Below are 18,079 nucleotides of genomic sequence, written 5' to 3'. Positions count from 1 at the left end.
GTTTACGCAAAGTCTATAATGAATAGGAGAGGTTGTCAATTTTACTTATTCAAACCTTTGTTTACTATAACTTTTTTACCCAAAGAGTATGTAAAAAAGGCCTTTCACCAGCTTAATGACTGGCGAAAGGCCTTTAGACTTTTTTAATTTTGAAAAGATCCAGCTGGCTGGCGGATTACATCATGCCGCCCATGCCCATGCCACCCATATCCGGCATGCCGCCGCCTTTGTTTTCTTCCGGCTTGTCGGCGACAACTGCTTCAGTTGTCAGGAACATAGCCGCAACAGAGGCTGCGTTTTGGAGCGCGGAACGAGTAACCTTAGTTGGGTCAACGATACCAGCTTCAATCATGTTTACCCACTCGCCGGATGCAGCGTTGAAGCCTGTGCCAAGCTCTTCACGCTTCAGGCGCTCGACGATAACAGAGCCTTCAAGGCCTGCGTTTTGCGCGATTGTGCGGACAGGCTCTTCCATTGCGCGAAGAACGAGTTTCACACCAGTTGCTTCATCGCCTTCAGCCTGGATTTCAGCCACTTTGCTGTATACATTCAGAAGGGCGACGCCACCGCCGGAAACGATTCCTTCTTCAACAGCTGCGCGTGTTGAGTTCAAGGCGTCTTCGATGCGGAGTTTGCGCTCTTTGAGTTCAGTTTCAGTAGCGGCTCCAACCTTGATGACAGCTACGCCGCCAGCAAGTTTTGCAAGACGCTCCTGAAGTTTTTCACGGTCGAATTCGGAAGTTGTTTCTTCCAGCTGGGCGCGGATTTGGTTCACGCGTGCGCCAATGGCAGCAGAATCTCCAGCACCTTCAACGATTGTTGTGTTTTCTTTTGAAACAACGACCTTGGAAGCGCGTCCCAAAGAAGTGATTGTCGCGGATTTCAGGTCGCGGCCAAGCTCTTCAGTGATGACTTCAGCGCCAGTAAGGGTCGCGATGTCTTCAAGCATTGCTTTACGGCGGTCACCGAAGCCAGGAGCCTTAACAGCAACTGCGTTGAATGTTCCGCGTAGCTTGTTGACGACCAATGTTGCAAGCGCTTCGCCTTCAACATCCTCAGCGATCAGCAAGAGCGGCTTGCCCTGCTGGACAACTTGCTCAAGGACAGGAAGGATTTCCTGGATGCTGGCAATTTTCTTGTCAGTAATCAGGATATATGGGTTATCAAGGACAGCTTCCATTTTCTCGGAATCTGTGATCATGTATGGAGATGCATAGCCGCGGTCGAACTGCATGCCTTCTACCACGTCAAGTTCAGTCGCGAAGCCTTTTGATTCTTCAATGGTGATAACGCCGTCGTTGCCAACGCGCTCCATTGCTTCTGCGATCAATTGGCCGACTTCGTCGTTGTCAGCGGAAATAGCCGCAACCTGGGCAATCGATTCTTTACCTTCGATTGGCTTGGAGATCGCTTTTAGTTCTTCAACCGCAACCTTTGTAGCCTTTTCGATTCCCTTGCGAAGAACCATTGGGTTAGCGCCAGCAGTTACGTTTTTAAGCCCTTCACGGATCATCGCCTGTGCAAGGACAGTCGCAGTTGTTGTACCGTCACCGGCAACATCGTTTGTCTTGCTAGCAACTTCGGCAACAAGCTTCGCACCCATGTTTTCGAACGCATCTTCAAGTTCGATTTCTTTTGCAATGGTTACACCGTCGTTTGTGATGAGCGGAGAACCGAATTTCTTTTCAAGAACAACGTTTCGCCCTTTAGGTCCAAGCGTAACTTTAACAGCATTAGCAAGTGCGTCAACACCGCGTAGCATAGCGCGGCGTGCGTCTTCACTGAACATAATGTCTTTTGCCATTGTTCAAAAACCTCCTCAATGTATTAAAATGAAATAGACAAGTCTAATTATTCGCCGATGACAGCCAGGATGTCGCTTTCACGAAGGATCAGGTATTCCTGCCCCTGGTACTTCACTTCTGTTCCGGCGTATTTTGAGAAGATGATGCGGTCGCCTTCAGAAACCTCTACGGAAACTCTTTCTCCGCTGTCGAGTACGCGGCCAGTGCCAACTGCGACTACTTTGCCTTCCTGCGGCTTTTCCTTCGCTGTATCAGGAAGCACGATACCGCTGGCAGTCTTTTCCTCAGACTCGACAAGCTCAATGACAATGCGATCACCAAGTGGTCTTAACAAATCAAACAACCTCCTCAAAAATGATATGTAGAATTTTATTAGCACTCTATCTCATCGAGTGCTAACACAATTATTATAATAATAAATCCGCTTTTCTTTTGCAAGCGGGAAGCATGAAATTTTACCAACAAAAAATCAACCTTAAGAGTATAACCCCAGGCGAAAAAGATATGCGGAAAGCTCTTCTGATTGAAAAGGCCTTCCCGATAAGAGTAGAATGAAGAAAGGTGCGGATAGAGGAAACAAAATGCACTGATACTAACAAAAACTATCGTTTGGTTTTGATAAAGGGGTATGCCAATTTGAAACGGGAATACGGATGGATTCTTATCGTCTATATAGTTATGCAGCTTTCCAGCCTGGCGGGAGTTCCGCTTTTGGCGATTCTTTTTGCAAAAACAGGCAGCAGCCTGGCGGAAGCGCAAATGAACGCACTCAATTACTGGCTGATGTTCAGCTTTATTTCCGCTTTCCTGATTATCCTGTTTCTACTTCGCCGGGAGATGTCGGTTTCCTTCAACGACAGAAAGGCAGCTGACCTGCCGGAAACAATCGGCTGGGCCATCGGCGGGATTTTTCTCGCTCTCTTCGCACAGGCGGCCGCGGCCTCGATTGAACGTATGCTGGGAATTGAAATGGGTTCGGAAAATACACAAAATATTCTCCGCATGATCGAAAACTTCCCAGCCGTCATCTTCATCAGTTCCATCATCGGACCAATTCTTGAAGAAATCGTTTTTCGCAAAGTCATTTTCGGAAGCCTGTATAAACGATTTAATTTCTTCATCTCGGCGCTGCTAAGCTCCGTCATTTTCGCGGCGGCCCATATGGAATTTGAACATATACTCTTGTACTCGGCAATCGGCTTTACATTCGCTTTCCTCTATATCCAGACAAAGCGGATCATTGTCCCGATTTTTGCCCATGTCGCTATGAATACGCTCGTCGTGCTGGTCCAGACTGTATTTCGTGACGATTTGGAACGGTTTCAACGCCAGGCGGAACAAATGCAAAACTTTATCGGAGGGTTTTTATGAGGCAGTCACCATTGTTTTCCGGCATCGTTTACATCCTGCTCGGAATATTGTTTACTTATTTCGCAGTTGGGAATGTCAGAAGCGAAGGCTGGGGGTTCTTTTCCTATCTGCTTGTCATCCTGGCAACCTTTGACTTGGGTGCGGGCATTAGGATGATTGGTTTTCATTACAAATTAAAACGAAACATAAAAAAGTGAGCCATGTGGCTCACTTTTCTGTTTCGGCGGTTTCCTCAATGAAATCCGTGCCCGGGTAATTTTTCAGGAAGTAAATTAATGACTGCAATTCTACCGCCAGGTCAATATGATGGACCCGGATTGACCCAGGCACATTCAGCCTTGCCGGAGTAAAATTCAGGATTCCTTTTACGTTTGACTTCACAAGCCTGTCCGTAACCGGCTGGGCGACAGACGCTGGTATGGTCAAAATGGATACAGTAATCTGGTCTTCGCCTAAATACTTTTCCAGGTCGTCAAGATGGTAGATCGGCACATCGCCAATTTTCGTGCCGACCTTTTCCGGATCGACATCGAAGGCCATTTCGATTTTCGTATTGTTGTTCTTTAAAAAATTGTAATTAAGGAAGGCTGTACCGAGATTTCCGACACCAATCAATGCTACTTTGGTTAGCTCATCCTGGTCTAGTGTTTTCCTAAAAAAGCCTAGCAGGTAGTTTACATTGTATCCATAGCCTTTTTTGCCAAGAGCGCCGAAGTAGGAAAAATCCCTTCGGATCGTTGCTGAATCTACTTTAACAGCCTCACTTAGTTCAGCGGATGATACCCGCTGTTTTCCGGAGGAATGCAAATTCTTTAAAAAACGGTAATAAAGTGGCAGCCGTTTGGCCGTTGCCTGTGGTATTTTCATTGTTTCACTCATCCATTGATCCCCTGCCCCAATTTAGATTTGGTCCCTTAGCAGCAGGAACCTTTTAATCGACAAGTTCTTCCCTCTTAAAATCGCCATTCTTTCCGCCTGTCTTTTCCATCAGATAGGTCGGCCCGATGACCATTCCTTTATCCACCGCTTTACACATATCGTAAACAGTCAAAGCACAGACAGAAGCGGCGGTGAGCGCTTCCATTTCAACTCCTGTATTGCCTTTCGTTTTGACGGAAGCAGCAATCATCAGCCTATGCCCATTCGATTCTCTTTCCCATTTAAAAGAAACATCAACCCCTGTCAGCGGGATGGGGTGGCACATCGGGATGATTTCCCATGTTTTCTTCGCAGCCATGACAGCGGCCACCTGAGCGACAGCTAGGACATCGCCTTTTTTCATCGTTTGGTTTGTTATTCTTTCATATATTTCATCATTCACAAGAATGCTGGAATAGGCAACTGCCGTTCTGGCCGTTTCAGGCTTTTCGCTGACATCGACCATTTTTGCCCTTCCTTCCTCATTAAAGTGTGTAAAATCAGCCATTGATAAACTCCTTTCAGGAACTTTTAACCGCAGCCATTTTGGAGAGAGCTTACTTTACCCTTTGCCTTATTAGTAAAATAATACACTATTTTCAGGTAATTGTGTATGACCTTTGTTCCTTCCTTCACAATTGTTAATGTATTTTTAATGTTATTACCCATTTTACATATCATTATTTTACAAAAAGGGACATCCGGCTTGTTTTCTCCCCATTAGCGGTAAGAAGCAGTCAGCTATGATTGCCGAGCCCCTATGAATACGTTAAACTTTATTTAGTAATGAGGTGAATTTTATGATTTTGCTTCAAGTCAATCAACTTGAAAAATATTATGGCGCCGACCAAATTTTATCGAATATAAAACTTGAGCTTCAGAACCGGGACCGTGCTGCCCTTGTCGGCCGAAACGGAGCAGGTAAATCGACTCTCCTGAAAATTATCGCCGGCCAAATTGGCCATGATGGAGGCGAAATCATCAAGCCGAAAGATGTGACAATCGGCTATCTTGCCCAAAATACCGGCCTTGAGTCGAGCCTTTCTATTTGGGATGAAATGCTGAAAGTGTTTGAGCCGCTCAGGAAGCTTGAAGCTAGTCTAAGGGAACTTGAAGGTCAAATGGCCGCCCCCGCTGTTTTCGGGAATCAGGTTCAATATGACCGTGTCCTCAAGGAATATGATGAACTGCAAGTACGCTTTACAGAGATGGGCGGCTATCAATATGAGGCTGATATCCGCTCTGTCCTGCACGGACTGAACTTTCATACGTTTGATTATTCTACAAGCATTTCCAGCTTAAGCGGCGGACAGAAAACCCGTCTTGCCCTTGGTAAGCTCCTGCTCGGAAAACCTGACATCCTGATTTTAGACGAGCCAACGAACCATCTCGATATCGACACGCTTTCGTGGCTTGAACAGTATTTGCAGAATTACAGCGGAGCGATCTTGATCGTCTCCCACGATCGCTACTTTCTCGACAAAGTCGTCAACCAGGTATATGAATTGTCACGCCGCCAGATTCACAAGTTTCCCGGCAATTATAGTTCCTACTTGGTTCAAAAGGCAGAAAACTTTGAGCGTGAGATGAAGCAATTCGAAAAGCAACAGGAAGAAGTGGCCAAGCTCCAGGACTTCATTCAGCGCAACCTGGCCCGGGCCTCAACGACAAAGCGCGCCCAAAGCAGAAGAAAACAGCTGAGCCGGATGGAATTAATGGACCGGCCCGCGGGGGATGAAAAATCTGCATCTTTCTCGTTTGAAATCGAGCGGCAAAGCGGCAATGATGTACTGCAGGCTGAATCTCTTTCCATCGGGTATGAAGAGGTGATTGCCGGGAATCTTTCTTTTGCCATCACGAAAGGCGACAGCATCGCCCTTGTCGGCCCTAATGGAATCGGGAAATCAACCTTGCTGAAAACGATAATTAAAACACTTCCTGCCCTTTCCGGATCAATCCGGTATGGAACAAATGTATCTATCGGCTATTATGACCAGGAGCAGGCCAACCTTAGGTCGAATAAACGCGTCCTTAACGAGCTTTGGGATGACTACCCTTTAAAAAACGAAAAGGAAATCCGGACAGTACTGGGCAATTTCCTCTTCTCTGGAGATGATGTCCTTAAACCGGTTTCTACACTGAGCGGCGGTGAAAAGGCACGGCTCGCCCTGGCAAAATTAATGCTCCAAAAAGCGAACTTCCTCATCCTCGACGAGCCGACCAACCATCTCGACCTCGACAGCAAGGAAGTCCTCGAGAATGCATTGATCGATTATCCCGGTACAATCCTGTTCGTCTCACACGATCGCTATTTTATTAACCGGATTGCGACAAAAGTTTTTGAGCTTGGGAAGAGCGGTTGTACGGAATTCCTCGGCGATTATGATTATTTCCTCGAGAAGAAGCAGGAAATGATTGAACTTGCCGCACTTGAGAAAGCGGCCTCAGCGGTTACTCCCGAAATCCCTGCTGGAAAAAATACGTTCCATCAGGATAAGGAATCAAAGAAACTGGAACGCCAGAGAAAACGAAAGCTGGAAGAAGTTGAAGCGAGGATTGCGGAACTGGAGGAATTGCTCGAGAACAATGAAAAATTGCTTTGCAAGCCGGAGGTTTATCAAGATCATGAACGGGTATTGTTCATTAACAAGGAAAATGACCAAGCCCGGATTGAAATGGATGAGTTATTGGAACAATGGGCGGAATTAGCCGAGTAAAGCGCAGGGAACCCCCTGCGCTTTTCCACATTTTTATACACAACAGAATCCCAGTTATATCAGTTATCAACGGACTTATCCACTTTATCCACAATAACATAGGATTTTATCCACATTATCAACAGGAACAAGTGTGCTTATCCACAATGCAGGCATCTTCGGCAAAAATCTTATCCACAAAAAAGGGCTGACGGAATTTTTACCGTCAGCCCCTTTTTTAATTATATTTTTCAATAGCAAGACCAGGATTCGCGTTAAGCGTTAATTCTGCCCTTATCCCTTTTTCAAACATCACACTGCCCGCCGCCGCGATCATCGCCGCATTGTCAGTACAGAGGAACAGAGGCGGTATGATGAGTTCCACTTGCTCGTTTTTGCCGAAAGCTTCTTCGAGGGCCTTCCTCAAGCCTTTATTGGCCGCCACCCCGCCAGCCAGCAATACTTGCCGGACATTGTATTCACGTGCAGCCCGTTCTGTTTTTGCCACAAGAACCTCAATTACACTTTCCTGGAAGCTTGCCGCAAGGTCCGCAGGCGCAATTGTTTCGCCCCGCTGCTCGGCATTGTGGACCGTGTTAATAACCGCGGATTTCAAGCCGCTGAAACTGAAATCATACGAATTCTCTTCAAGCCACGCCCTTGGCAGCGGTATGGAGGCCGTGCCTTCCTGGGCGAGCCTGTCAATATGCGGACCGCCAGGATAAGGCATATCCAGCACCCGGGCGACTTTATCATATGCTTCACCCGCAGCGTCATCACGTGTTTCGCCAATCACTTCGAAATGGCCGTGCTCTTTCATATAAATCAGCTCGGTATGCCCGCCTGAAACGACCAGGGCGAGGAGCGGGAACTTCATTTCAGCTACCAGTCTGTTCGCATAAATATGCCCTGCGATATGGTGGACGGGCACAAGCGGCTTCTGATTGGCAAAAGCCAATGCCTTTGCCGCATTCACGCCAATAAGCAGAGCACCTACAAGACCCGGCCCTTCTGTTACTGCAATGGCGTCTATATCGTTCATCGTCACCTCAGCCTGCTTTAGCGCCTCTTCCAGGACGACAGTCATTTCTTCTACATGATGTCGGGAGGCGATTTCGGGTACTACCCCACCAAACCGTTTATGGCTCTCAATTTGCGATGCCACCACATTGGCGGAAATTTCCCGGCCATTCCTGATAATGGCTACTGCTGTTTCATCACAGCTTGTCTCTATTCCCAATATAAGTTGATCTTTTGTCATAGCTTCACCCACATCACAATTCCGTCTTCCTGGTTGTCGGTATAATACTTCTTGCGGATTCCGCCTTCCTGGAAGCCAAGCTTTTTATACAGGGAACGGGCCGCCGTATTGGAAACCCTCACTTCAAGCGTTGTCGTTTCAGCGCCCTTTGCCTTTGATATTTCGATTACTTTCTTTAATAGGGCCTCGCCCAGTTTCTGGCCGCGGTATTCAGGCAAAATGGCAATGTTCGTAATATGCGCTTCATCAAGCACTACCCAGACGCCGCCATAGCCAATAATCCGTCCCGCATCCTCAAGCACTACATACACTGCGTACTGGTTATGGTTCAGTTCATTATAAAACGCCTCCCGGCTCCATGGCAGGGTAAACGATTCATGTTCCACAATAAGAATCTGATCGATATCCTCTTCCCGCATAAGCCGGAAAGTATACGTTTCATTCCTGTCTGGCGCCTGGTTACTCATGGTGCTGGCCCCTTGCTTCAAGCCACTTCGCTTCGGCTTCAGCCAGCCTGATATAGTTAGGAACAAAAGAATGCACGTCGGAATCCGGTTTATTTTTGCCTAAGAAAGCCAGTTCGGAAGGGCGTGGATTCATTTCAGTTGGATTTGCAAAAACAGCCTTATCACCCATTAAAGCTTCAATTTTCTCTTGATGGATGGGCAGATCATTTCCGATAAACAAAGTCTTATCCTGCCTCTTTGCGAGCATCGAGGCCCATTCATCCATCATCACCAGCTGATCCGGTTCCACTGTGGTGACATGGCCATTCTCAAACCGGTAAAGCCCTGTGTAAACCTGGCCTCTGCGCGCATCGAATATCGGCGCAATCGTCCCTGCAAAATATCTTCCCGCCATCGCGAGCACTTCAAGACTTGATACGCCTGAAAGAGGAACGCCTAACGTCCACGCCATCGTCTTAGCAATGGTCACGCCAATCCTGACTCCTGTATAAGAGCCCGGCCCTTCAGCCACGACGATTTTCGTTAAATCAGCGGGCTGCATTTCCGCTTCTTTCAGAGCTGTTTCAATGGCCGGCATAATCCTGAGTGAATGGTTCCTTTTCAGATTAGTGATGTATTCGGCGACCACCTTATCCCCATCGGTAACAGCCACCCCGAGAGGATAATTGGACGTATCAATTGCTAAGATCTTCATGAAAAAACTCCTCACATAATTGCTCATACCGGCTGCCCTTTGGTTTGAAAACAATTCTTCTCCGATTTTCAGGTTCATGGTACAGATGAATGTCCAGCCTGTCATCAGGCAGCTGCCCGCCAATCAAGTGGGCCCATTCCACCACTGTAACCCCATCGCCCTCAAAGTATTCATCAAAGCCAAGGTCTTCACTTTCATCCGAAACCCGGTAAACATCCATATGGTACAACGGCAGCCTGCCTTGATATTCCTTAATAATCGTAAAGGTAGGGCTATTCACCATCCGTTTTATTCCCAGCCCGATCGCAAGCCCTTTGGTAAATGTCGTCTTTCCAGCGCCGAGGTCCCCTTCCAATGTAAGAACATCACCCGGCTCAAGAAGCCTGCCAAGCTTATCGGCAAACTGAATAGTCTCCTCCGAAGAGGATGTTATATAATCATAAGTTTTCAAATTTATCACCTGAATAAAGGATTGTTTTAGTCCAGCAAAAACTGTTTGGATACTTCTGCTATTCGCCTATCCACATGTATGTAGTTTACATGATTTTCAATGAATGGGCAAAAGGGCTGGATTATTGGGGGAGGGTGGAATTTTGCAAAAAGGTGCAAATTGATCTTATTTTAGCAGGGAGGTTTTGATTGAGGAGGATATATGCTTATTGGGAGGGTTGCTGCTGTCTAAAACAAATGTGAACGTACAGCAGAATGGTGGTCAGTTTGTTTTCAGCTGCGTTTTCTATTACCGTGATGGGAAATATGCGGGTGGAACTCCGAAGTTGCATCGGGTTCGGCCAATGGACTTTCATTTGCAGGTTCATTAATGAGATTTTGATGTTAATGAAAGATACCCTTAGATTAAAAATCAGGTTCTCCTAAAGGAACCAAAAAATAACTACTTTACAGACCGAAGAACTGCCTTTACGACGCCAAGGACCCTCTGACTATCGCCGTTCATGTTCTAAGTCGCCCTTTGCGACGCGAAGAACCCTCTGTCCACTACGGTTCGGGCTCTAAGTCTCTCCTTTGCAGCCCGAAGCACCCTCTGCTAGCTACTGCCCGGGCTCCAAGTCTTCCTTTACTGCCCGAAGCACCTTCTGCCTGCTATGGTTCGGGCTCTAAATCTTCCTTTACTGCCCGAAGCACCCTCTGCCTGCTCTGGTTCGGGCTCTAAGTCTTCATTTACAGCTCGAAGGACTCTCTGTCCACTGCGGTACGGGCTCTAAGTCTTCCTTTGCAGCCCGAACCCTTTTCAAATAAAGAAAAACCGGGAAAGCAAGCCGGCTTTAGAGGTTTGCTTTCCCGGTTATATTTATAATAGGGGCACTGCTATACATTCTTGAAAATAAAAAAAGACGAAACTCAGTTTCGTTTTTTAATAGTAAAACTATTAAACTAAAAATGGCGGTCCGGACGGGACTCGAACCCGCGACCTCCTGCGTGACAGGCAGGCATTCTAACCAACTGAACTACCGGACCAAATGATTGCGGGGGCAGGATTTGAACCTGCGACCTTCGGGTTATGAGCCCGACGAGCTACCAGACTGCTCCACCCCGCGACGATAAAAAGTATAAAATTGGTATAGCCCGGCAGCGTCCTACTCTCACAGGGGCAAGGCCCCAACTACCATCGGCGCTGAGAAGCTTAACTTCCGTGTTCGGGATGGGAACGGGTGTGGCCTTCTCGCCATAACTGCCAGACTATTTGGTTTGAGGTTCATTCCCTCAAAACTGGATAATTAGAAGAAGTTCGAAGAACGAATGATCAATTTGAGGTTTCGAAAGCAAGCTTTCAAAACCTCCGCTCGACTTGCATGTATTAGGCACGCCGCCAGCGTTCGTCCTGAGCCAGGATCAAACTCTCCAAGAAAGAGTATGAGTTTAGCTCATAAAGTTACGTTGGCTCATGATCCGAAGATCATGATAAATATTGTTTGTTGACGCTTGTTTGTTTAGTTTTCAAGGAACAACGTTGTCGCCCGAAAGCGACTTTACTATATTAACACGATCAGAAACAGGTGTCAATATCTTTTTTTGGTGGAGCCTAGCGGGATCGAACCGCTGACCTCCTGCGTGCAAAGCAGGCGCTCTCCCAGCTGAGCTAAGGCCCCGAAAATGGTCGGGAAGACAGGATTCGAACCTGCGACCCCTTGGTCCCAAACCAAGTGCTCTACCAAGCTGAGCTACTTCCCGTAATATGGCGCGCCCGAAAGGAGTCGAACCCATAACCTTCTGATCCGTAGTCAGACGCTCTATCCAATTGAGCTACGGGCGCACATTCGCAAACGACCTTAACGTCTTATCTTAACCAATTTATAAGTTATTGGTGCGGCCGAGAGGACTTGAACCTCCACGGGGTTGCCCCCACTAGGCCCTCAACCTAGCGCGTCTGCCATTCCGCCACGACCGCATTTGTTAAAACAGCGACAAGATTTATCTTACCACCAATCAACTTACTTTGCAACTGGTATTTTTTGCTTTTGTTTTTTAGTGATGCGGGTGAAGGGAGTCGAACCCCCACGCCTCGCGGCGCTAGATCCTAAGTCTAGTGCGTCTGCCAATTCCGCCACACCCGCATTCTAAAAATGGTGAGCCATGAAGGACTCGAACCTTCGACCCTCTGATTAAAAGTCAGATGCTCTACCAACTGAGCTAATGGCTCGTATAAAATATTGTTTCCTAATCTTTGATACACTTCAGTCAGATGCTCCGCAACTCGAAGCTATTTCACGATGCTTTGCTCGTTGCTCTACCAACTGAGCTAATGGCTCGTATAAAGTGTTCTTTTCATAATCTTTGATACATTACAGTCAGGTGCTCCGCAAAACTTGCGTTCTGCTCCGCAACTCGCAGCAGATTCAGAGAAGTGCTGCTCGTCTCTACCAACTGAGCTAATGGCTCAAATGATTAAAAGAAAAATGGCTGGGCTAGCTGGATTCGAACCAACGAATGACGGAGTCAAAGTCCGTTGCCTTACCGCTTGGCTATAGCCCAATAATAAAAATGACCCCTACGGGATTCGAACCCGTGTTACCGCCGTGAAAGGGCGGTGTCTTAACCGCTTGACCAAGGGGCCATGATGAAAAAACAACGAGCGGAGAAGGAGGGATTTGAACCCTCGCGCCGGTTACCCGACCTACACCCTTAGCAGGGGCGCCTCTTCAGCCTCTTGAGTACTTCCCCAAAATGGCTCCACAGGTAGGACTCGAACCTACGACCGATCGGTTAACAGCCGATTGCTCTACCACTGAGCTACTGTGGAATAATAAGAATACCTATATCATAAAAAATGATAGCTTTTTTTCCTTCACCCAGGCATGCTTTTACAAGATATGCCCGCTAGGTTCTTTCCCAGCCGTAGGAATAATGCTCGACTATAACTCTCGAACCACCGCTGGTTATTCGCATCAAACCGGGAGTGTCTCCCGTCGACTCTTTACATTATAAAGACGCGGCACATCAATGTCAAGAATCATTAATAAGATATTTTTTACCTATAATACCAATGGTTTTTTCGGCAATTTATTCAATGTTCGTCAAAAAAAAATCAGCACTCCCCCGTTAAGAACTGCTGTATATCTCCTTTACTTTCTTAAGCTTTCCCCTGCATTTGCCACAGACATACCTCGATATGTCCATATTTCTTTTTCTGTTGTAAGCAGCCCGGCATGCAGTGCATTCGTAAACAATTATTTTCCCGCTTTTCCGGGCGGCTGTTTTTTCCGGCAGCTGACCGCAGAATCTCGGTGCTCCTACTTTTTTTAATAGCATCCTAAAGTCAGCATCTCTATGCTTGTACCCTCTGCCAGCAAGGTGCAGATGATAATGGCATAATTCATGTTTTATAATGCCCACCATTTCCTCATAGCCAAGCTGTTCCAGGTACCGTTTATTTATTTCTATGTTATGCGATTTAAGCAGGTACCTTCCGCCTGTTGTTTTTAACCGCGGATTAAATACTGCTTTATGCACGAATGGCAAACCGAATAATTCTTCGGATATTTTTTCTGTCAGCACTTGAAGTTCCAGGTTCTCCATCCAATGCTTTCCTCTCTTTCGTTTTAACATGACAACCTATTATAGCATAGAATATGGAAACGTTATGAGACTCGTAGGGAGGGATCGGGATGCCCACATGGTTCCAAAATAGGATCAGACGTGCTTTTTTTGAAAAGAATCGTTACCAAATTAAACTTCTGAATCAGTGCTGGTTTTTTTATAGGAAGAAGAATCCTCTCTAAGCGCCAAACTTTGGTTTTTAGCATATAAAAAAGACGTGCCGTTTTTCCAGGCACGCCATTTTTTAAATTGTGAATCTTAAATCCGTTCAAACGCCTGTTTCCGGTTCAAGCATCGTCAGTGACACTCTTCCCTTTTGCCTGTCCACAGAGTCGACCCAGACTGTAACAACATCCCCAACCGAAACGACATCGAGCGGATGTTTGACGAATTGCTTTCTCAGCTTGCTAATATGGACAAGCCCATCCTGTTTAACACCGATATCGACAAATGCTCCGAAATCGACAACATTCCGGACCGTCCCTTGCAGTTCCATGCCAGCTTGCAAATCTTCAAGCTTCAAAACATCTTTTTTCAAAAGTGGCGCATCCAATTCATCACGGGGATCTCTTTCCGGCCGGATTAAAGCATCTATTATATCTTTCAATGTGATTTCTCCAATTGAAAGTCCCTCGGCAGTTTCCCTAAGATTGAGACTTCCCAGTGCCGCTTTTAGCTTTTCGCTTCCAAGATCTTCGGTATTAAATCCGAGGCTGGTGAGCAGCTTTTTAACAGCATTGTAATTCTCGGGATGGATGCCGGTCCGGTCAAGCGGGTCTTTTCCGTCCAATATCCTCAAAAAGCCTATTGCCTGCTCGTATGTTTTTGCCCCTAGGCGCGGTATCTTCTTCAGCTGTGTGCGGTTGGTGAACTTCCCTTCCTCCTCGCGCTGCTTGACGATATTTGCGGCCGTTGTTTTGGTCAATCCAGCTACATATTGAAGCAGGGAAGGTGAAGCCGTGTTAACATTCACTCCTACCTGGTTTACAGCCGTTTCAACTACAAAATGAAGCGATTCGGACAGCCTCTTTTGCGAAACGTCATGTTGGTACTGTCCCACCCCGACTGATTTCGGGTCAATTTTCACCAGTTCCGCAAGCGGATCCTGCAATCGCCTGCCGATAGAGACAGCGCTCCGTTCTTCAACCTGCAAATGCGGGAATTCTTCACGAGCCAGATCTGAGGCGGAATACACGCTGGCTCCTGCCTCATTCACAATTAGATAATAAATTTCTTCTTCTGTTTCTTTCAAAATATGGGCGACAAACTGCTCAGTTTCCCTTGAAGCAGTCCCATTTCCGATTGCCACCATCTCCACTTTGAAATCAGAAAGAATGGCTTTGAACTTTTCTTTTGCCTCGCGGCGTTTTGCAACAGGCGGATGAGGATAAATCACATCGATTTTCAGGACTTTCCCTGTTTCATCAATGGCCGCCAGCTTGCACCCCGTCCGGTAGGCCGGGTCAACTGCCAGTACCACCTTTCCTTTTAGTGGTGGCTGTAGCAGAAGCTTGCGCAGGTTTTCGGCAAATATATGGATGGCCTGCTCTTCCGCCTTTTCTGTCAATTCGTTGCGGATCTCCCGTTCAATTGATGGCTGGATAAGCCTTTTGTATCCGTCTTCTATTGCCTCAAGGACAATCTGCGCAGAAGGTGAATGGGGTTTCTTAACCCATTTGCGTGATAAGTTCGCAAGTATCAAGTCAGCCCCAGCCTTAATGCCAACTCTTAAAATTTCATCCTTTTCACCGCGGTTCAAGGCAAGAATCCGGTGTGGGACAATTTTGCTCACAGGCTCTTCATATTCGTAATACATTTCGAAAACTTTCTTTTCATCCTTCTCGGCATCCTTTACAGCAGAAACAACAGTGCCGCTTTTGAACGTTTCCCTGCGGATCCATTTCCTGCTTTCAGGATCATCCGATACCCGCTCGGCAATGATATCTCGGGCGCCCGCAATGGCATCTTCAACCGTTAGAACTTCTTTTTCCTCCGACAAAAATTCACGCGCTTTCTCTTCGACAGAACCGCCGGAAAACGCCAGCAGCCAATCCGCGAGTGGCTCCAGTCCTTTTTCTTTTGCAACAGTAGCCTTTGTACGGCGCTTCTGTTTGTATGGCCTATAAAGATCTTCAAGTTCCTGGAGCTTCACTGCTTTATCAATTTGCCTGGAAAGTTCATCGGTCAGTTTCCCCTGCTCCGAAATGGAACGGAGGATTTCCGTCTTGCGCTGTTCAAGATTCTGAAGGTATTGCCACCTTTCCAGAATGTTTCTGATTTGCACTTCATCTAGGGCCCCGGTTTGTTCCTTCCTGTAACGGGCAATAAACGGAACTGTATTTCCTTCATTAACCATGGCCATGACATTATGTACCTGCTTTAGGGCAAGTCCTTGTTCTGCTGCAATTAATTTCGCGAGTTCTTCTTGTTTCGTTATGGTTTCGTTCACCTAACCGTTCCCTCCACTCTTCTGGGCTTCCTGTTCTATTGTAACAAATTATCAAGGCAGGTAAAAACCGATGGAGGGCCTTAATGGATGCTTTAAAAATCAGAGGCCCGGACCATTTTTTGCAAAAAGAAAAGCCGGCACTAGTGCAGGCTTCCGACTATGAATGTCGCGTCATCTAATTTAGTTTGGTATTTCCGCTTAATTTCATCGGCAATCATGGTAACAGGGAATAAACCTTTCAGGAGGGCTTTTACTCCCTGAAACTCATAGCCGTCCGAGAAGATCAGGAATTTAGAATGGGGATCGTATGAAAATCGCTGTGTGTGGTAGGTTTGTGGTTTTCCGGACAAATAGCCCGTTACAGGCAAGGGGTATGTGAGCTTTCCTTTTGATGAATATAAAAAGAACCGGATATTCCCGACACAGCTATAGACAAATTCCCTCGCGTGAAAATACACCTTCAGGACCGAGACGGCCGCGCCCCTTTTATTAACCAATGACTTATTGCAAATTTTCATGATTGTGTCGACATCTTCATGATGGTTTTCTTCAACCGCCACCACGACCGAATGGGAAGCTTCGTAGGCATACTGCCCACTGCCGAGTCCGTCTGCCAGCACACAGACGAAATAATCCTCTGTTGCGATAAAAAAGTAACTGTCGCCACAGTGCGACTTACCTTCCTTGGCTGTCTGGTGCGCAAAGACTTCAATATGATCCTCAATTAGATGGTTCATGAAAGACACTCCGAGTTATTGGCCTCCGCATTGATCGCTTCCTGCAGCTTTTTAATTGCCCTTCTCTGCAGCCGGGATACATGCATCTGGGAAATCCCCAGCTTGTCACCGGCGTCTTTTTGGCTCATATTCTCAAGGTATGTGTACTGAATGATTTTCTTTTCCCTGTCATTCAGGACGTGAAGGACTTTCTCCAACACAAGCCGCTGATTGATTTTTTCGTAGCCTTCATCAATATTGCCGACGATATCGAGCAGCGTCACCGTACCGCCGTCAGAGTCCGCTTCAATGGAATGGTCAACAGAAAGGGCCTGATAGCTTTTGCCCATTTCCATCGCCTCAAGCACTTCTTCCTCGGATACCTCGAGCGCTTCGGCAATTTCGAATACCTTCGGAGAACGGTGAAGTTTGGTAGTCAGCTCTTCAACGGTTGTCTTGATTTTTGGCCCAAGCTCTTTAATCCGCCTTGGGACATGGACACTCCATGTTTTATCTCTAAGGAACCTTTTGATTTCCCCGATAATTGTCGGGACAGCAAATGCCTCGAAGCTTTTGCCGAAAGATTCGTCATATCTTCTGATAGCGCCAAGCAGGCCAATCATTCCGACCTGGAAAATATCCTCATGAAACGAACGTCCCTTTGAATATTTACGCGCGATTGTTTCGACCAGATTCTTATAGTTTAGGACTAGCTGTTCCTGGGCTGATTCATCCTGATGCAGTTGATACGCTTTGATTAGTTCATTAACATCCAGTTTCCCTGCGGAGTTAGGTTGAGATTGTTTCGACATCTGTCTCCACCTGCTCTCCTTCAAGGTACTTTGTCATAAAGACAGTTACACCTTCCTTGTGGTGAATCCTGACTTCATCCATAAGCGTTTCAATCAGGTATAGCCCTAAGCCTCCTTCGCGCAAAAACTCAACTGAACCATGATCCTCATAACGTCCCAAACCCTGTCTAGCCGATTCGAAATCAAAGCTCTGTCCACTGTCAGCCACCATAACCTCCAGACGGTCAGAATAAAGGCCGAAGCCGACTATGACTTCGCCTGGCTCATTGTTTTTATACGCATGCTGAACAGCATTGGTACAAGCTTCACTGGTCGCTATTTTCAAATCTTCCAAATCATCATAGGAAAAACCCATCCGGCTCGCAATACCGGAAAGCGTAAGGCGGATGACTCCTACGTATTCGGGCTTTGCCGGTATTTTCATTTCAATATAGTCAAACGCCTGGCTCATTGCACTCCACCCTCTATCTGACTGTTGATATCAATAATATCTGCCAGACCAGTAATTTCAAAAAGTCTAATCAGGCGATCCGAAAGGCCCACAAGCTTGAATTCCCCATTGTGGCTTCGGACAGCCTTGAACACGCCTACAATGACACCAAGACCCGTACTGTCCATATAGGAAACTTCAGAAAGGTCGATGACCATTTTCACGCCGTCTTTTTCGGACAGCGGGAATACCGCTTCACGCAGCTTCGGTGCTGTGTAAGCATCAATTTCACCGTTCACATATATTTCAACAAATTCATTGGATTCATTAACATCTAATCTGATGTCCAAATTGACCCACCCCTTGTCTATTTATTTACCGCTTAAACTCTTTACCCTTTTCTA

18 protein-coding genes, 12 tRNA genes and 1 rRNA gene are annotated in these 18,079 nt (G+C 46.6%); 4 read left to right on the top strand and 27 right to left on the bottom strand.

The features are described from left to right. Positions 1–175: 175 nt before the first annotated feature. The gene (gene groL, locus BN1002_RS00945; RefSeq protein WP_048823164.1) at positions 176–1,804 is read right to left on the bottom strand and encodes a chaperonin GroEL; all 1,629 of its coding nucleotides are present in this window, start codon (positions 1,802–1,804) and stop codon (positions 176–178) included. Positions 1,805–1,851: 47 nt separating this feature from the next. Further along, the gene (groES, locus tag BN1002_RS00940) at positions 1,852–2,139 is read right to left on the bottom strand and encodes a co-chaperone GroES (RefSeq protein WP_048823163.1); all 288 of its coding nucleotides are present in this window, start codon (positions 2,137–2,139) and stop codon (positions 1,852–1,854) included. 302 nt (positions 2,140–2,441) lie between these two features. On the opposite strand from groES, the gene BN1002_RS00935 reads away from it, so the two are divergent. Then, positions 2,442–3,176, top strand: a complete 735-nt coding sequence (locus BN1002_RS00935; protein WP_048823162.1) for a CPBP family intramembrane glutamic endopeptidase — start codon at positions 2,442–2,444, stop codon at positions 3,174–3,176. Then, entirely contained in the window at positions 3,173–3,373 is a 201-nt protein-coding gene (locus BN1002_RS00930) for a YdiK family protein (protein WP_048823160.1), read from the top strand. Before BN1002_RS00935 ends, BN1002_RS00930 begins: the two co-directional genes overlap by 4 nt. A gap of 10 nt (positions 3,374–3,383) precedes the next feature. Here the strand turns inward: BN1002_RS00930 and BN1002_RS00925 are convergent, their stop codons facing one another. Beyond that, a complete protein-coding gene (locus tag BN1002_RS00925) occupies positions 3,384–4,055 on the bottom strand; it encodes a redox-sensing transcriptional repressor Rex (protein ID WP_048823159.1) in 672 nt (223 codons plus the stop codon). 52 nt (positions 4,056–4,107) lie between these two features. Then, a complete protein-coding gene (gene moaC, locus BN1002_RS00920) occupies positions 4,108–4,602 on the bottom strand; it encodes a cyclic pyranopterin monophosphate synthase MoaC (protein WP_048823158.1) in 495 nt (164 codons plus the stop codon). Between the two features lie 292 nt (positions 4,603–4,894). On the opposite strand from moaC, the gene BN1002_RS00915 reads away from it, so the two are divergent. Beyond that, positions 4,895–6,811: an ABC-F family ATP-binding cassette domain-containing protein gene (locus tag BN1002_RS00915; protein ID WP_048823156.1), complete on the top strand. Its 1,917-nt coding sequence runs from the start codon at positions 4,895–4,897 to the stop codon at positions 6,809–6,811. A 217-nt stretch (positions 6,812–7,028) separates the two neighbouring features. On the opposite strand, the gene tsaD is transcribed toward BN1002_RS00915, so the two are convergent. From tsaD to BN1002_RS00825, 18 genes are all read right to left on the bottom strand, one after another. Beyond that, positions 7,029–8,051: a tRNA (adenosine(37)-N6)-threonylcarbamoyltransferase complex transferase subunit TsaD gene (gene tsaD, locus BN1002_RS00910; protein WP_048823155.1), complete on the bottom strand. Its 1,023-nt coding sequence runs from the start codon at positions 8,049–8,051 to the stop codon at positions 7,029–7,031. Continuing rightward, positions 8,048–8,518, bottom strand: a complete 471-nt coding sequence (gene rimI / locus BN1002_RS00905; RefSeq protein ID WP_048823154.1) for a ribosomal protein S18-alanine N-acetyltransferase — start codon at positions 8,516–8,518, stop codon at positions 8,048–8,050. Before rimI ends, tsaD begins: the two co-directional genes overlap by 4 nt. Then, on the bottom strand, positions 8,511–9,212 hold the full coding sequence (gene tsaB, locus BN1002_RS00900) for a tRNA (adenosine(37)-N6)-threonylcarbamoyltransferase complex dimerization subunit type 1 TsaB (RefSeq protein WP_048823153.1): 702 nt from the start codon (positions 9,210–9,212) through the stop codon (positions 8,511–8,513). The genes rimI and tsaB overlap by 8 nt, the downstream gene beginning before the upstream one ends. After that, positions 9,193–9,663 (bottom strand): tRNA (adenosine(37)-N6)-threonylcarbamoyltransferase complex ATPase subunit type 1 TsaE, encoded by a 471-nt coding sequence (tsaE, locus tag BN1002_RS00895; protein ID WP_048823152.1) that lies wholly within the window; start codon positions 9,661–9,663, stop codon positions 9,193–9,195. The genes tsaB and tsaE overlap by 20 nt, the downstream gene beginning before the upstream one ends. Positions 9,664–10,611: 948 nt before the next feature. Next, positions 10,612–10,688: transfer RNA gene (locus BN1002_RS00890), tRNA-Asp, on the bottom strand. A 6-nt stretch (positions 10,689–10,694) separates the two neighbouring features. Beyond that, positions 10,695–10,768, bottom strand: a tRNA-Met gene (locus BN1002_RS00885). Positions 10,769–10,794: 26 nt separating this feature from the next. Then, a 5S ribosomal RNA gene (gene rrf / locus BN1002_RS00880) occupies positions 10,795–10,910 on the bottom strand. Positions 10,911–11,244: 334 nt separating this feature from the next. Continuing rightward, positions 11,245–11,320 (bottom strand) — tRNA-Ala (locus BN1002_RS00875). A 5-nt stretch (positions 11,321–11,325) separates the two neighbouring features. Continuing rightward, positions 11,326–11,402 (bottom strand) — tRNA-Pro (locus tag BN1002_RS00870). 5 nt (positions 11,403–11,407) lie between these two features. Beyond that, positions 11,408–11,484: transfer RNA gene (locus BN1002_RS00865), tRNA-Arg, on the bottom strand. 49 nt (positions 11,485–11,533) lie between these two features. Beyond that, positions 11,534–11,619 (bottom strand) — tRNA-Leu (locus BN1002_RS00860). 84 nt (positions 11,620–11,703) lie between these two features. Then, positions 11,704–11,785 (bottom strand) — tRNA-Leu (locus BN1002_RS00855). Between the two features lie 10 nt (positions 11,786–11,795). Continuing rightward, positions 11,796–11,871, bottom strand: a tRNA-Lys gene (locus BN1002_RS00850). Between the two features lie 257 nt (positions 11,872–12,128). Continuing rightward, positions 12,129–12,203 (bottom strand) — tRNA-Gln (locus BN1002_RS00845). A gap of 10 nt (positions 12,204–12,213) precedes the next feature. Further along, positions 12,214–12,285: transfer RNA gene (locus tag BN1002_RS00840), tRNA-Glu, on the bottom strand. A gap of 19 nt (positions 12,286–12,304) precedes the next feature. Beyond that, a tRNA-Ser gene (locus tag BN1002_RS00835) sits at positions 12,305–12,392 on the bottom strand. A 4-nt stretch (positions 12,393–12,396) separates the two neighbouring features. Then, positions 12,397–12,471 (bottom strand) — tRNA-Asn (locus tag BN1002_RS00830). Between the two features lie 299 nt (positions 12,472–12,770). After that, entirely contained in the window at positions 12,771–13,247 is a 477-nt protein-coding gene (locus BN1002_RS00825) for a SprT family protein (RefSeq protein WP_048823151.1), read from the bottom strand. Between the two features lie 89 nt (positions 13,248–13,336). On the opposite strand from BN1002_RS00825, the gene cmpA reads away from it, so the two are divergent. Next, complete coding sequence (gene cmpA / locus BN1002_RS23525; protein ID WP_148362710.1) at positions 13,337–13,450, top strand: cortex morphogenetic protein CmpA; 114 nt, start codon at positions 13,337–13,339, stop codon at positions 13,448–13,450. Positions 13,451–13,536: 86 nt separating this feature from the next. On the opposite strand, the gene BN1002_RS00820 is transcribed toward cmpA, so the two are convergent. From BN1002_RS00820 to BN1002_RS00800, 5 genes are all read right to left on the bottom strand, one after another. Next, complete coding sequence (locus BN1002_RS00820; RefSeq protein ID WP_048823150.1) at positions 13,537–15,717, bottom strand: Tex family protein; 2,181 nt, start codon at positions 15,715–15,717, stop codon at positions 13,537–13,539. A 140-nt stretch (positions 15,718–15,857) separates the two neighbouring features. Continuing rightward, positions 15,858–16,454, bottom strand: a complete 597-nt coding sequence (locus BN1002_RS00815; protein WP_048823149.1) for a PP2C family serine/threonine-protein phosphatase — start codon at positions 16,452–16,454, stop codon at positions 15,858–15,860. Next, positions 16,451–17,245, bottom strand: coding sequence for an RNA polymerase sigma factor SigB (sigB, locus tag BN1002_RS00810; RefSeq protein WP_048823147.1), 795 nt, complete (start codon positions 17,243–17,245; stop codon positions 16,451–16,453). The genes BN1002_RS00815 and sigB overlap by 4 nt, the downstream gene beginning before the upstream one ends. Next, positions 17,223–17,696, bottom strand: a complete 474-nt coding sequence (rsbW, locus tag BN1002_RS00805) for an anti-sigma B factor RsbW (RefSeq protein WP_048823146.1) — start codon at positions 17,694–17,696, stop codon at positions 17,223–17,225. The genes sigB and rsbW overlap by 23 nt, the downstream gene beginning before the upstream one ends. Then, positions 17,693–18,025, bottom strand: a complete 333-nt coding sequence (locus tag BN1002_RS00800; protein WP_048823144.1) for an anti-sigma factor antagonist — start codon at positions 18,023–18,025, stop codon at positions 17,693–17,695. The genes rsbW and BN1002_RS00800 overlap by 4 nt, the downstream gene beginning before the upstream one ends. Positions 18,026–18,079: the final 54 nt, after the last annotated feature.

This window comes from Bacillus sp. B-jedd, from assembly GCF_000821085.1.
In the GTDB taxonomy this organism is placed as follows: domain Bacteria; phylum Bacillota; class Bacilli; order Bacillales; family Cytobacillaceae; genus Bacillus_D.
Note: the sequence above shows the minus strand (reverse complement) of the source record. Positions and strands in the feature narration are given on the sequence as shown.